Below are 14,805 nucleotides of genomic sequence, written 5' to 3'. Positions count from 1 at the left end.
TTAGACGTCCTCCATATCAAATGCGTGTAGTTTCTTGAATGCGATCATAGAGATAGAGATGACAATGATAGAGATGATCAAGGTAACAGCTGCCGCCATAGAGTATTGAGGAGATGTACCTGTTGTCAAACGATAAATCCATGAGATCAAGATATCAGTTGAACCGGCTCCACCACCAACGCTACCAGGACCTCCGCCGTTGAAGAGGTACATGATAGAGAAGTTGTTAAAGTTGAAGGTGTATTGGCTAATCAATGTTGGAGCTGCAACAGCCAAGATCATTGGGAAAGTGATGTTGCGGAATTTTTGCCAAGCATTGGCACCATCGATGTAAGCCGCTTCGTAGAGGTCGTTAGGAATCGACTGCAAGATACCCAAGGTCAAAACGTAGATGTATGGGAAACCTAGCCAACCTTGCATCATAATCAAGGCAATCTTAGTCCAAGTCGGATCGGTTTTCCAAGGGATAAGAGCCCCATCTAGGAAAGGAAGAATCTTAGACAAAAGAGGCAAGACTTGAGTGTTGATCGCTCCGACACTATCGTTAAACATGTTTGAGAATGTCAAGATAGTGATGAAAGCTGGAACAGCCCAAGGAAGAAGGAAAATAACACCAAAGATACGTTTTCCTTTGATAAATGATTGGTTAGCAATGATAGCGGTGAAGATACCAATCACAATCTGCAAAGTAGAAGCAGACAAGGCCCAGATGATGGTCCAAGAAAGAACCGCACCGAAGGCTGAACGGAAGGTACTTAAGCTCCAGATATTTGTAAAGTTAGTCAAACCAACCCAGTCCAACAATTTGTTTGGTGGCAAGTGTTGGAAGTCATAGTTGGTAAAGGCAATCATCAAGGTTACGATAACTGGGAAGATAATCGCAAATGTCATAGCGACGTAAGATGGGATGATCAAGAGGTAAGGGAAACCATTCTCATAAATACCTTTGATCATATCTTTAAAAGTACGTGGGACAGGAATTCCATTGTTAATACGTTTTGCGATTGTATGTGCATCTTTAATATTTAAGAAATAAAAGAGCACATAAACGACTACAAAGATTAAATGGAAGGCACCACGAATCAGCATAAAGAGGGAATTATCACGACCTGGCTTGTCACCAAGAGTGATCAAATTGTGCAATTCAGGGGCTGCAAGTGCTAGGAAATAAAGAACAAATACGATAGTTACACCAAGGAAGATAAAACCTTTGGCCTTTTGTTTATTGTAAATCTGTCCTAACCCAGGAATCACTGAAAGCAAGGCTGCTTTGCGAGGTTGTTGGTTTTCCATGAATACTCCTTTCATAGGATACGAGATTGAAGTTTGTCTCCAATCACTAGATAGGCAACTGCAATCATTTGGAAATTTATAAAATCAAAGGGGGATTTGTATTCTCCCCCCTTGTAACGAATTCAATTATTCACCAAATTTTTGTTTGATTGTTTCTTTGATCAATGTTACAGCATCGTTAGCAGCTGTCTTAGCATCTTTTTTACCACTTACAGCATCAAAGAGCATTGTTTTAGCTGGATCCCAAACAGCTGACATTTGAGAAATGTTTGGCATTGGTTGAGCGTTCTTGAACTGTTTGATAACAGCTGTTGTCAACTCATCGTTTTTACCTTCAGCGTATGAACGAGCTTCAGTGTTAGCTGGGATTTCGTTAGTTGCATCGTAGAATGCTTTTTGTTGTTCAGTTGAAACAAGGAAGTCTACAAATTTTTGTGCAGCTTCAAGGTTCTTAGTGCTTGATGGGATGATCCAAGCTTTACCACCACCGAATGGTGTGTATTCTTTACCATTTGGAAGAGTTGGAATAGTAGCAACACCGTAGTTTACTTTAGCATCTTTGAATGCTTGAGCTTTCCAAGGACCGTCGATGATAGCAGCTGTTTTACCTTCTTGGAATTGAGTTTGGATCAAGTTTGCAGCACCTTCAGTATCTTGCATACCTTTAGGCCATTTTTCATACCAAGATTTAGCGTAGTTGACACCAGTGATAGAACCGTCGTTTGCAAGACCGATGTCTTTAGCGTCTTTACCGTTTTGTCCGAATACGTAACCACCGTTACCAGCAAGAAGTCCGTATGCGTAGTAGAAGTTTGTCCAGTCAGCTAGGAATGCAGTAGTTTTGCCATCTTCACCAGCGAAAGCGTATTTGCTGTCTTTAGCAAGTTCTTCTAATTCAGCAAAAGTTTTTGGAGCTTCTTTAAGCAAGTCTTTGTTGTAGTACATAACAAGTGACTCAATAACGGCAGGAGCACCGTAAACTTTACCGTCAGCAGCTGTTACAAGAGATTTAGTTTTATCATCTGTTTTTGCACCGTCGCTCAAAGTAACTTCTGAAAGTTGTCCGTCAGTACCAAGGCTACCTACGCGGTCGTATGGTGCCATCATAACGTCAGCAGCTTGACCTGATTGGTTGTCAAGAGAAAGTTTGTCAAGTCCACCAAGTTGGTCACCTGATTTGATGTTAACTTTTGTACCTGATTCTTTTTCATAAGCTGCAGCAACTTTTTCAGCGTAGGCTTTGTATTGGTCTTCAACGTAGAAAGTGATTTCTTTTGCTTCAGATGAGCTAGTATCAGCTGCTTTATCAGCAGTTTTGCTTCCGCAAGCTACCAAAAGTAAGCTAGCAAGAGTAGCAGTTCCGAGCACAGCAGCGCTCTTCATGAATTTAGATGACATAGTGTATTCCTCCTAAAGAATAACAAAAATAATTTAATGAGAAAACGCAAACGTTTTCTTTTACGAACTTAGTATAGCACAAATAGAAAACGGTTGCAAGCGTTTTTAGGAAAATTTTTAAAAAAAATTTAAGGTTTCAAACATTTGTCAAAGCCTATATATAGGAAAGAACTTAAAATGTTTGTTTTTTTGAATTGAAAATATATTAGGAAAACGATTGCGTAAATTCGGCTCGATTTTTCAGAAAATAGAGCAGATATTGGGAATAAATTATCTTAAATCAGAAAATCTTTAAATTTTTTTCGCTTATTTCATAAAATATCAGTGGGAACAAGTTTTGTTTGATTAAAATAATTCAAAAAAATTTTTTAAAAACGCTTGCATTTGTGTTCAAAATACGCTATACTTAACTTAACGCAAACGTTTGCGCCTTGATTGCGCAACGTTTTATAACAAACACATGAGGTGCTATTATGAAAAAACGTCAAAGTGGTGTGTTGATGCACATCTCTTCTCTACCAGGAGCATACGGGATTGGATCATTTGGCCAAACTGCCTATGATTTCGTCGATTTCTTGGTTCGTACGAAGCAACGTTACTGGCAAATTCTCCCTCTTGGGACAACAAGCTATGGAGATTCTCCATACCAATCATTCTCGGCTTTTGCTGGAAATACGCATTTTATCGACCTTGATATCTTGGTAGAGCAAGGCTTGCTCGAAGCTAGTGATCTTAAAGGTGTTGACTTTGGTAGCGATGCATCTGAAGTTGACTATGCGAAGATTTATTATGCACGTCGTCCGCTTTTAGAAAAAGCAGTTAAACGCTTCTTGGAAGTGGGTGATGTCAAAGATTTTGAGAAGTTTGCTAAAGACAACCAATCATGGCTCGAACTCTTCGCAGAATATATGGCGATCAAAGAGCATTTTGACAATCTTGCTTGGACAGAATGGCCAGATGCAGATGCTCGTGCTCGTAAAGCTTCAGCACTTGAAAGCTACCGTGAGAAATTGGCAGACAAGTTGGTTTACCACCGTGTGACTCAATACTTCTTCTTCCAACAATGGTTGAAATTGAAAGCCTATGCTAACGATAACCACATCGAAATTGTTGGGGACATGCCTATCTACGTAGCGGAAGATTCAAGCGACATGTGGGCAAATCCACATCTCTTTAAGACAGATGCCAATGGTAAAGCAACTTGTATCGCAGGATGCCCACCAGATGAGTTTTCTGCCACTGGTCAGCTTTGGGGGAACCCAATCTATGACTGGGAAGCAATGGACAAAGACGGTTACAAATGGTGGATTGAACGTTTGCGCGAAAGCTTCAAGATCTACGATATCGTTCGTATCGACCACTTCCGCGGGTTCGAATCTTACTGGGAAATTCCTGCTGGTTCCGATACAGCAGCACCTGGTAAATGGGTGAAAGGTCCTGGCTACAAACTTTTTGCAGCCGTTAAGAAAAAACTTGGTGAGCTAAACATCATCGCAGAAGACCTTGGTTTCATGACAGATGAAGTGATTGAGTTACGCGAACGTACTGGCTTCCCAGGAATGAAGATTCTTCAGTTTGCCTTCAACCCAGAAGACGAAAGTATCGATAGCCCACACTTGGCGCCTGCCAACTCTGTTATGTACACAGGAACACACGATAATAATACGGTCCTTGGTTGGTACCGTAATGAGATTGACGATCCAACTCGTGAATACATGGCTCGTTACACGAACCGTAAAGAGTACGAAACAGTGCCACACGCTATGCTTCGTACAGTATTTTCATCCGTTAGCTTCATGGCTATTGCAACCATGCAAGACTTGCTAGAACTAGATGAGTCAGCTCGTATGAACTTCCCATCTACTCTTGGTGGAAACTGGTCATGGCGTATGACAGCAGATCAATTGACACCAGCTGTTGAAGAAACTTTGCTTGACTTGACTACAATTTATCGCCGAATTAATGAAAATTTGGTAGAATTAAAGAAATAAGACAATATCAGGAGACACATAAACATGTTACCATTAAACGAATTTGTACAAAAACGTTACAATAAAACCATTGCAGAATGTAGCAATGAAGAGCTTTACCTTGCTCTTCTCAACTACAGCAAGCTTGCTAGCAGTCAAAAACCAGTCAACACTGGTAAGAAAAAAGTTTACTACATCTCAGCTGAGTTCTTGATCGGTAAACTCTTGTCAAACAACTTGATTAACCTTGGTCTTTACGATGATGTGAAGAAAGAACTTGCAGCTGCAGGTAAAGAGTTGATCGAAATTGAAGAAGTAGAATTGGAACCATCACTTGGTAACGGTGGTTTGGGACGTTTGGCGGCCTGCTTTATCGACTCAATCGCTACACTTGGTTTGAATGGTGACGGTGTTGGATTGAACTACCACTTCGGTCTTTTCCAACAAGTTCTTAAAAACAACCAACAAGAAACAATTCCTAACGCTTGGTTGACTGACCAAAACTGGTTGATTCGCTCAAGCCGTAGCTACCAAGTGCCATTTGCACACTTCACATTGACATCTACTCTTTACGATATCGATGTACCTGGTTACAAGACAGCTACTAAAAACCGCTTGCGTTTGTTTGACTTGGATTCAGTTGATTCTTCTATCATCGAAGACGGTATCAACTTTGATAAGACAGATATCGCTCGCAACTTGACTCTCTTCCTTTACCCAGACGATAGCGACAAGCAAGGTGAATTGCTCCGTATCTTCCAACAATACTTCATGGTTTCAAACGGTGCACAATTGATCATCGACGAAGCAATCGAAAAAGGAAGCAACTTGCATGACCTTGCGGACTATGCAGTTGTACAAATCAATGATACTCACCCATCAATGGTGATTCCTGAATTGATTCGTCTCTTGACTGCACGTGGTATCGAACTTGATGAAGCAATCTCTATCGTTCGTAGCATGACTGCCTACACTAACCACACAATCCTTGCTGAAGCCCTTGAAAAATGGCCTCTTGAATTCTTGGAAGAAGTGGTTCCTCACTTGGTACCAATCATCAAAGAATTGGACCGCCGTGTTAAAGCAGAATACAAAGATCCAGCTGTTCAAATCATCGATGAGAGCGGACGTGTTCATATGGCTCACATGGATATCCACTATGGATATAGCGTAAACGGGGTTGCGGCTCTTCACACTGAAATCTTGAAGAATTCAGAGTTGAAAGCTTTCTACGACATCTACCCAGAAAAATTCAACAACAAAACAAACGGTATCACATTCCGTCGTTGGCTCATGCATGCTAACCCAAGCTTGTCTCACTACTTGGATGAGATTATTGGAGAAGGTTGGCACCATGAAGCAGATGAGCTTGAAAAACTCTTGTCATACGAAGACAAGGTTGCTGTTAAAGAAAAATTGGAAAGCATCAAGGCTCACAACAAACGTAAATTGGCTCGTCACTTGAAAGAACACCAAGGTGTGGAAATCAATACAAACTCTATCTTTGATATCCAGATCAAACGTCTCCACGAGTACAAACGCCAACAAATGAACGCTTTGTATGTGATCCACAAATACCTTGATATCAAGGCTGGTAACATCCCTGCTCGTCCAATCACAGTCTTCTTTGGTGGTAAAGCGGCTCCTGCCTACACAATTGCCCAAGACATCATTCACTTGATCCTTTGCTTGTCAGAAGTGATTGCTAACGACCCAGCTGTAGCTCCACACTTGCAAGTAGTTATGGTTGAAAACTACAACGTTACTGCAGCAAGCTTCTTGATCCCAGCATGTGATATCTCTGAACAAATTTCACTTGCATCTAAAGAAGCTTCAGGTACTGGTAACATGAAATTCATGTTGAACGGAGCTTTGACTCTTGGTACTATGGACGGAGCTAACGTGGAAATCGCTGAATTGGTTGGCGACGAAAACATCTACATCTTCGGTGAAGATTCAGAAACTGTTATCGACCTTTACGCAAAAGCAGCTTACAAGTCAAGCGAATTCTATGCTCGTGAAGCTATCAAACCATTGGTTGACTTCATCGTCAGCGACGCTGTTCTTGCAGTAGGTAAGAAAGAACGCTTGGAACGTCTTTACAACGAATTGATCAACAAAGACTGGTTCATGACTCTCCTTGACTTGGAAGACTACATCAAGGTGAAAGAGCAAATGCTTGCTGACTACGAAAACCGTGACGCATGGTTGGATAAAGTCATCGTCAACATTGCCAAAGCAGGATTCTTCTCATCTGACCGTACCATCGCTCAGTACAACGAAGATATCTGGCACTTGAACTAATAATTACATAATTTAAACCCGTACCTTGAAGGTGCGGGTTTTGTCTTATCTGAAAGTTTTAATTACTCTGCTTTCCCAACCAAAATCTCTGCTTCGATGGTAATCTCTGTCAGTTGGCTCCAGTCAATCTTAGTATGATCAACGTGAAAGAGTAAGGGTGTCATGGCAAGCAGGGCTTGGCGTTGCTCTGCTGTGATGTGCTTTGTTAGGGAAGCTATTTGGCTAGATTGGATGCTGAAGTGTTCCTGGAAATGTTCTTTGATATCTTGATTAGAATAGTCCTTCTTTGTCAGCTGGTCCTGCACCATTTGGCGGATTTCTTTGAGGTGATTTTCAGTTGGGATGACCTTGATTAAAATACCGTATTTGGATAGAACACGACGAAATTCCCCATAGTTGGCAGGCGAAAAGATATCAAGCAGGATATCCATGCTGGCGTCTTTTATAGGGAGGCGAGCCAGGTCTCCAACAAACCAGTTGACCGCCCAGTTGGGTTCGCTCTTGGCAGCGATTTGAACGGAATCTTTGGAAATATCAAAGGCGTAGAAAGTTTTGTCAGGATGACTTTCTTGGAGTTTGCGAGAGTAGAAGCCTTCGCCACAACCGATATCCAAGATAGTTTTGGCAGTTTCTAGTCTTGCAAGCAGGTCTGAGATGGTTTCTAAGATAGTCTGATAAAACCCAGCCTCTAGGATTTGTTGTCGGTTTTGGAAGTTTTCCTTGTCGTAGTTGGCAGATTGCTTGATTTGAGGAGCCAGATTGACATAGCCAAATTTTGCCAAGTCAAAAGAATGGCGATTGCTACACTTGAGACTGGTTTCGACCAAGGTCAGATTTTCTTGGCAGATAGGGCAGGCAAAGGAGCTAGCAGTAGCAAAGCGTTGGAGTTTTGGTTTGAGGTTTGTATTCATAGTTTTAGTCTAGCAAAAAAAGGACTGGATGGCAAATGCCTCCAGTCTGCTTTTTTAGTATGTAAGAACGAAGTATTTTTTCTTACCTCGGCGAATAACAGTTAGTTCGTTTTCTAACTTATCTGCGTCACTCAAGACATAGTCAAGGTCTTGGATACGGTCGCCGTTGACGTAGATAGCTCCGTTTTGAACGTCTTCACGGGCTTGGCGTTTTGAATTGACCACACCAGATGAGACGAGAAGTTCCACGATATTGTGGTTTTCGTCTGCTTGTACTTGGTAGTTTGGCACTCCACGAAGTCCTTGTTTGAGTTCCTTGACAGAAAGGTTTTTGATGTTTCCAGCAAAGAGTTGCTCAGTGATGTTGAGGGCTTCTTTGTAAGCTTCTTCTCCGTGAACAAGAGTCACGACTTCACGAGCCAGGACTTTTTGAGCCAAGCGTTCGTGTGGAGCTGCTTCAAACTGTTTGCGGATGTCTTCAATCTCATCAAGTGTCAAGAAAGTAAAGATCTTCAAGAAACGTACAGCATCAGCATCCATGACATTCATCCAGAATTGGTACATTTCGTATGGAGAAGTCTTTTCAGGATTGAGCCAGACTGCGTTTCCTTCTGATTTACCAAATTTCTTACCAGTTGCGTCTGTGATGAGTGGCACAGTGATCACGTGACCAGTCTTGTCAGCCTTACGACGAAGCAATTCGGTACCAGCAGTCATATTGCCCCACTGGTCAGAACCACCGATTTGTAGCGTTACGTTGTGCTCTTGGTTAAGGACAAAGAAGTCATAACCTTGCATGATTTGGTAAGCAAACTCCGTGTAAGAAATCCCTGTTTCGATCCGTTTTTTAACAGACTCCTTGCTCATCATGTAGTTGACAGTGAAGTATTTTCCGATATCACGGAGGAAGTCGATGAAGCTGATGCTGCCAAACCAGTCGTAGTTGTTGACCATGACAGCCTTGTTTTCACCATTTTCAAAGTCAAGAAAACGAGAAAGTTGTCCTTGGATAGACTTGACCCAGCCCTCTACTGTGTCTTTTGTTTGGAGACTACGCTCAGCATCTTTGAAGGACGGATCTCCGATGAGACCTGTAGCACCGCCAACGAGCGCATAAGGTTTGTGACCTGCTAATTGCAAACGACGACTGGTCAAGATTGCGACAAGGTGACCGAGGTGAAGGCTGTCAGCAGTTGGATCGTAGCCGGTATAATAGGAAACTTGACCTTTTTCTAGGGCTTTACGCAAAGCTTCTTCATCAGTCGTTTGAAAAATCAAACCACGCTCTTTTAGCTCATCAAAAATGTGCATGTGTCTTTTCTCCTTTATAAAATATTGTTTCTACCTATTGTATCACAAACTTGATTAATAGCCTAGTGGAATAGGGAAGAAAGTGGCTATTTTATTGAAAGTTTCCCTTTTATGGTATAATAGAGAAAGTGAGGACATTCATGAAAGAAAGAATTAATGAATTAAAAACAAACATGCTGCATTTTTTCCAGCAACTAACTGCCAAATGGAAGAAAAAACAAGCAAGTAAAAAGACTGATAAGAAAGTAGCTTCTTCTAACAAACTCAAAAGGGTAGGGTCCATTTTTGCTAAGGTTTTGAGTGGGTTTAAAATAGTTTTTAACACTCTCTTTATCTTAGGTTTTATCGGTGGACTGTTTGGCGCTGGTGTAGCTATGGGTTATGGAGTCGCTCTATTTGACAAGGCCCAGGTACCTCAAGCAGAAGAGTTGGTCAAGCAAGTGAAGGATATTGCTTCCATCTCAGAAATCACTTATTCTGACGGCAGTACCATTGCCTCGATCGAGGGCGATTTATTGCGCACTTCAGTCGCTTCAGATGCTATCTCAGACAACCTTAAGAAAGCCATTGTTGCGACAGAGGACGAGCATTTCAATGAACACAAGGGAGTTGTGCCTAAGGCCGTTATTCGTGCGACCTTGGGAACCTTTGTCGGTCTAGGCTCGTCTAGTGGTGGTTCGACCTTGACCCAGCAGGTCATCAAGCAGCAAGTGGTGGGGGATGCTCCAACTCTAGCTCGTAAGGCTAAAGAGATTATTGATGCTCTAGCTTTAGAGCGGGCCATGGGTAAGGATGAGATTTTAACAACCTACCTTAACATAGCACCTTTTGGTCGCAATCATAAAGGCCAAAATATTGCAGGTGCCCAGCAGGCTGCAGAAGGAATCTTTGGGGTCAATGCTTCGGATTTAACGGTCCCTCAAGCTGCCTTTATCGCAGGATTGCCACAGAGTCCAATCAGTTATTCTCCTTATGAATCTGATGGTAGCATGAAGAGTGATGAGGACATGGCTCTGGGAATTAAGCGTGCCAAGGATGTTCTCTACAATATGTATCGGACAGGAGCTCTAAGTCAGGAAGACTACGATAAGTACAAAGATTATGACTTTAAGAAAGACTTCCTACCATCAGGTAGTGTTAGTGGTACTTCGCGTGACTATCTCTACTATGCAACCTTGGCAGAAGCTACTGACCGCATGTACGACTACCTCGTCCAACGAGATAATGTTTCTGCGCAAGAATTAAAGAATGAGTCCATTCAGAAATCCTATCGTGATTTAGCCACTAAGGAAATTGAAAATGGTGGATATAAGATTACGACAACTATCAATAAAAATGTTCATGCTGCGATGCAAAATGCGGTTGCGACCTACGGCTATCTGCTAGATGATTCGACAGGCCAGCCTGAGGTGGGGAATGTCCTCATGGACAACCAAACGGGAGCTATCCTTGGATTTGTTGGTGGTCGTAATTATCAAGAAAATCAGAACAATCACGCTATCGATACCAAGCGTTCTCCTGCTTCAACCACAAAACCTATATTGGCCTATGGTATCGCTATTGACCAAGGTTTGATGGGAAGTGCAAGTATCTTGTCAAACTATCCAACCAACTTTTCAAACGGTAATCCCATCATGCATGTCAATAGTCCTGGTACAGGCATGATGACATTGGGAGAAGCCCTTAACTACTCATGGAATATCCCAGCCTACTGGACTTATCGTACGCTTCGAGAGAAGGGTGTTGATGTCAAAGGCTATATGGAAAAAATGGGTTACGAAATCCCAGAATATGGTATTGAAAGTTTACCGATGGGTGGAGGGATTGACGTTACAGTTGCCCAGCATACCAACGGGTATCAAACTCTGGCCAACAATGGAGTTTACCATAAGAAACATATGATCGCGAAGATCGAGTCAACGGATGGCCGACTGGTATACGAGCACAAGGATGAGCCTGTGCAGGTTTATTCAAAAGCGACAGCAACCATCATGCAAAGTCTGCTCCGTGACGTCATTTCATCTCGGATTACTTCTAGCTTCCAGACCGACTTGGCTTCGATCAATCCAGGCCTAGCTCGTGCTGACTGGATCGGAAAAACTGGTACGACTAATGAAGATGAAAATATGTGGCTCATGCTTTCTACCCCTAGATTGACGCTAGGTGGCTGGTTAGGTCATGATGATAACCGACCGCTAGCCAAGGGTGCTGGTCACTACCGCAATGCCAAATACATGGCTTACTTGGTCAATGCTATCCAGCAAGCTGAACCTGGAATATGGGGAAATGAGCGCTTTAATCTTGACCCAAGTGTGACTAAGTCCCAAGTTCTCCAATCAACAGGCCAAAAGCCCGGCAAAGTTTCTATCAATGGTAAGGAAATCGAACTTTCTGGCTCTACAGTGACAAGCTACTGGGCTAGCAAAGAAGGGGCGCCAGTAACCACTTACCGCTTTGCCATCGGAGGTAGCGACGCAGACTATCTGAATGCTTGGAAAACCATTCTTGGAAGCCTACCTGCAGTGACTCCTCCAAGTTCAAGCAGTGGATCAGGATCAAGTTCAAGCAGTAGCTCTGGAAGTTCAAGTTCGAGTGGAAATACTCAAAGTGGTTCTTCAGGACGTTCACGTCTATTTAATCGTTAAGAAAGAGTAGTAGCAAGGTTAGTAATTTCTCCTTGTTGCTACTTTTTTCTTTGTTGGTTTCGTGTTACAATAATAATATGAATCATTATCAGAAAAAGATTGTTAAGGGAACAGTATACTCGCTACTCTCAGGCCTAATCTGGGGGATTTGTGGGATTTTAGGAGAGTATTTTTTCACTCATTATCCAGTGTCTTCTGGATGGATTACTTCTATGCGTTTACTAGTGGCGGGGAGTTTGGTTTTAGGTCTATCTGCCTTTCAGTTGCGTAGCCGCTTGTTGGACATCTGGCGTGATAAGAAAAATTATCTACCTTTTTTAGCCTATGCTATTCTAGGTATTTTTTCTGTGCAGTTTTTCTTCTATCTTTGCGTTGAGTATTCCAATGCGACGACGGCGACCATTTTGCAATTTATCAGCCCTGTTTTTATCCTGTTTTACAATCGAATCATTTACCAGAAGAAGGCTTCTATTACAGCTGTGTTCTATGTTTTGATTGCCATGCTAGGTGTTTTTTTGATGGCTACAAAAGGGGATTTGTCCCAGTTATCCATGACACCTTTGGCTCTAGTGACAGGTTTGCTCAGTGCAGTAGGGGTCATGTTTAATGTTATCCTTCCTCAACGCTTTGCACGGCGCTACGGATTTGTTCCGACTGTTGGTTGGGGGATGATTCTGGCAGGTCTCTTTAGTAATTTCCTTTACCCTATTTATCAGATAAGTTTTCAAGTGGATCTGGTAAGTGTGCTGATTTGTCTGACGATTGCCGTGTTTGGTACTGCTTTTGCCTTCTTCCTATCTATGAAGGCTGTGTCACTCGTTTCCCCGCTGGTTGTATCAGTGGTGAGTGCTAGTGAACCGCTCTCTTCAGCTTTATTAAGTGTTCTTTTTCTGGGATCGGTCATGGATGGTTTTTTGGCTTTAGCTATGGCATTGATTATCGTTCCGATGATTTTCTTATCTGTAGAAGAAGCAAAACAAGCCCAGTAAAGATGATTATTTGATAGTTTAGGCTTCAAATTTGAAGTCTTTTTTGGTAGAATAGGTATCATTATAATGAACCAGGAGGCGCCTATGACTGCCACAAAAATGAATGCCCAAGAAATCATCCAATTTATCGCCAATGCAGAGAAGAAAACCAGTGTCAAAGTAACCTTTGAAGGACAACTAGCGTCTGCTGTTCCTAGCTCTGTTGTCAAACTAGGCAATGTTCTTTTTGGAGATTGGAAGGATATCGCTCCGCTTCTCGAAGGCTTGGTAGAAAATCAAGATTATGTTGTCGAGCAAGATGCTCGTAATTCGGCAGTTCCCTTGCTAGACAAGCGTGATATCAACGCTCGTATCGAACCAGGTGCTATTATCCGTGACCAAGTGGAAATTGGTGACAATGCTGTCATTATGATGGGAGCTGTCATCAATATCGGAGCAGAAATCGGTGCAGGAACCATGATTGATATGGGTGCTATCCTTGGTGGTCGTGCCATCGTTGGGAAGAATAGCCACGTTGGTGCAGGGGCAGTTTTAGCAGGTGTGATTGAGCCAGCTAGTGCCGATCCAGTCCGTGTCGGGGACAATGTTCTTATCGGAGCCAATGCAGTGGTCATCGAAGGTGTCCAAATCGGTAGTGGTTCAGTTGTCGCTGCAGGAGCTATCGTGACTCAAGATGTCCCAGAAAATGTTGTGGTAGCAGGCGTTCCGGCTCGTATCATCAAAGAAATCGACAGCCAAACCCAACAAAAAACAGCGCTAGAAGATGCGCTTCGTACCTTGTAAAAATAAAAAGAGGCGGATACTTCTTCCAGCCTCTTTCTTCTATCAAAAGGAGGATCGATAGATGTTAGATTTGATTCAGACTCGACGAGATTTGCACCAGATTCCAGAGATTGGCTTAGAAGAGTTCAAGACTCATGCTTATTTGCTGGATGTGATTGAAAAATTGACTGCGGGTAAGGACTTTGTTCAAGTCCGTACTTGGCGGACAGGGATTTTGGTCTATTTGCAGGGAAGCCAGCCGAAGCGGACTATTGGTTGGCGAACAGACATTGATGGCCTCCCTATCCTTGAACAAACAGGCCTTCCTTTTTCTTCCCAACATCAAGGTCGTATGCATGCTTGCGGACATGATTTCCACATGACCATTGCCTTGGGCTGTTTAGAGCGTGCTCTTGAGGAGCAACCCAAGAATAATCTGCTTTTTCTGTTTCAACCTGCTGAAGAAAATGAAGCTGGTGGTATGCTCATGTATGAGGACGGCGCTTTTGGGGACTGGCTACCAGACCAGTTCTATGGCCTTCATGTTCGTCCGGATTTGAAAGTTGGTCAGATTGCGACCAATACACACACGCTCTTTGCAGGGACTTGTGAAGTGAAGATTCGTTTCAAAGGAAAAGGTGGACACGCTGCTTTTCCACATGAGGCCAATGATGCTTTGGTGGCTGCTAGCTATTTTATCACTCAGGTGCAGTCAGTGGTTAGCCGCAATGTTAACCCCATCGAGGGAGCAGTGGTGACCTTTGGTGTTTTCCAAGCTGGTGTTGCGAATAATGTCATCACAGACACAGCCTTTTTACATGGAACCATTCGCGCTTTGACTCAGGACATGAGTCTACTAGTACAAAAAAGAGTCAAGACAGTAGCAGAAGGTGTTGCAGCATCCTTTGGGATGGAAGTCGAAATCGAACTTAAACAAGGGGGCTACCTACCTGTTGAGAACAATCTAGCCTTGGCGCGTGAACTGATGGACTTTTTTGAAGAGAAAGAGGGAATTGAGTTGATTGATATCGAGCCTGCTATGACAGGTGAGGACTTTGGCTATCTCCTTTCGAAGGTAGATGGCGTTATGTTCTGGCTAGGTATCGATAGTCCCTACGCCCTTCATCACCCTCAGATGAGCCCTAAGGAAGAAGCCTTAGCCATTGGGGTAGATGCGGTCTCTAGTTTCTTGAAAAAGAAGGCAGCAGAGTAGAGGAGTTGT

The 14,805-nt window shown here is 42.7% G+C and carries 10 protein-coding genes; 6 read left to right on the top strand and 4 right to left on the bottom strand.

The window, feature by feature from the left end:
• Together BWR56_RS09125 and BWR56_RS09120 are read right to left on the bottom strand one after the other, a co-directional pair.
• Positions 1-1,293 carry a carbohydrate ABC transporter permease gene (locus BWR56_RS09125; RefSeq protein ID WP_196769362.1) on the bottom strand — a complete coding sequence of 431 codons (1,293 nt, stop codon included), beginning with the start codon at positions 1,291-1,293 and terminating at the stop codon, positions 1-3.
• A gap of 126 nt (positions 1,294-1,419) precedes the next feature.
• Positions 1,420-2,691 carry an extracellular solute-binding protein gene (locus BWR56_RS09120; protein ID WP_000095461.1) on the bottom strand — a complete coding sequence of 424 codons (1,272 nt, stop codon included), beginning with the start codon at positions 2,689-2,691 and terminating at the stop codon, positions 1,420-1,422.
• A gap of 473 nt (positions 2,692-3,164) precedes the next feature.
• Between BWR56_RS09120 and malQ the strand changes: the two genes are divergently transcribed.
• Together malQ and glgP are read left to right on the top strand one after the other, a co-directional pair.
• The gene (malQ, locus tag BWR56_RS09115) at positions 3,165-4,682 is read left to right on the top strand and encodes a 4-alpha-glucanotransferase (RefSeq protein ID WP_076984843.1); all 1,518 of its coding nucleotides are present in this window, start codon (positions 3,165-3,167) and stop codon (positions 4,680-4,682) included.
• A gap of 24 nt (positions 4,683-4,706) precedes the next feature.
• Positions 4,707-6,965, top strand: a complete 2,259-nt coding sequence (gene glgP / locus BWR56_RS09110) for a glycogen/starch/alpha-glucan family phosphorylase (protein WP_076984842.1) — start codon at positions 4,707-4,709, stop codon at positions 6,963-6,965.
• A 62-nt stretch (positions 6,966-7,027) separates the two neighbouring features.
• On the opposite strand, the gene BWR56_RS09105 is transcribed toward glgP, so the two are convergent.
• Both BWR56_RS09105 and tyrS read right to left on the bottom strand, forming a co-directional pair.
• Positions 7,028-7,876 (bottom strand): putative RNA methyltransferase, encoded by an 849-nt coding sequence (locus tag BWR56_RS09105; RefSeq protein ID WP_049505372.1) that lies wholly within the window; start codon positions 7,874-7,876, stop codon positions 7,028-7,030.
• 54 nt (positions 7,877-7,930) lie between these two features.
• Complete coding sequence (tyrS, locus tag BWR56_RS09100; RefSeq protein WP_049505373.1) at positions 7,931-9,187, bottom strand: tyrosine--tRNA ligase; 1,257 nt, start codon at positions 9,185-9,187, stop codon at positions 7,931-7,933.
• A gap of 140 nt (positions 9,188-9,327) precedes the next feature.
• Here tyrS and pbp1b point away from each other — a divergent pair, with 140 nt between their 5' ends.
• From pbp1b to BWR56_RS09080, 4 genes are all read left to right on the top strand, one after another.
• Positions 9,328-11,832, top strand: a complete 2,505-nt coding sequence (gene pbp1b / locus BWR56_RS09095; protein WP_076984841.1) for a penicillin-binding protein PBP1B — start codon at positions 9,328-9,330, stop codon at positions 11,830-11,832.
• 77 nt (positions 11,833-11,909) lie between these two features.
• Entirely contained in the window at positions 11,910-12,821 is a 912-nt protein-coding gene (locus BWR56_RS09090; protein ID WP_076984905.1) for a DMT family transporter, read from the top strand.
• Between the two features lie 84 nt (positions 12,822-12,905).
• Positions 12,906-13,604 carry a 2,3,4,5-tetrahydropyridine-2,6-dicarboxylate N-acetyltransferase gene (dapD, locus tag BWR56_RS09085; RefSeq protein ID WP_049505376.1) on the top strand — a complete coding sequence of 233 codons (699 nt, stop codon included), beginning with the start codon at positions 12,906-12,908 and terminating at the stop codon, positions 13,602-13,604.
• Positions 13,605-13,665: 61 nt separating this feature from the next.
• Positions 13,666-14,796, top strand: a complete 1,131-nt coding sequence (locus tag BWR56_RS09080) for an N-acetyldiaminopimelate deacetylase (RefSeq protein WP_049505377.1) — start codon at positions 13,666-13,668, stop codon at positions 14,794-14,796.
• The last annotated feature ends 9 nt before the right edge of the window (positions 14,797-14,805 follow it).

Source organism: Streptococcus oralis, from assembly GCF_001983955.1.
Lineage (GTDB): Bacteria > Bacillota > Bacilli > Lactobacillales > Streptococcaceae > Streptococcus > Streptococcus jiangnanensis.
Note: the sequence above shows the minus strand (reverse complement) of the source record. Positions and strands in the feature narration are given on the sequence as shown.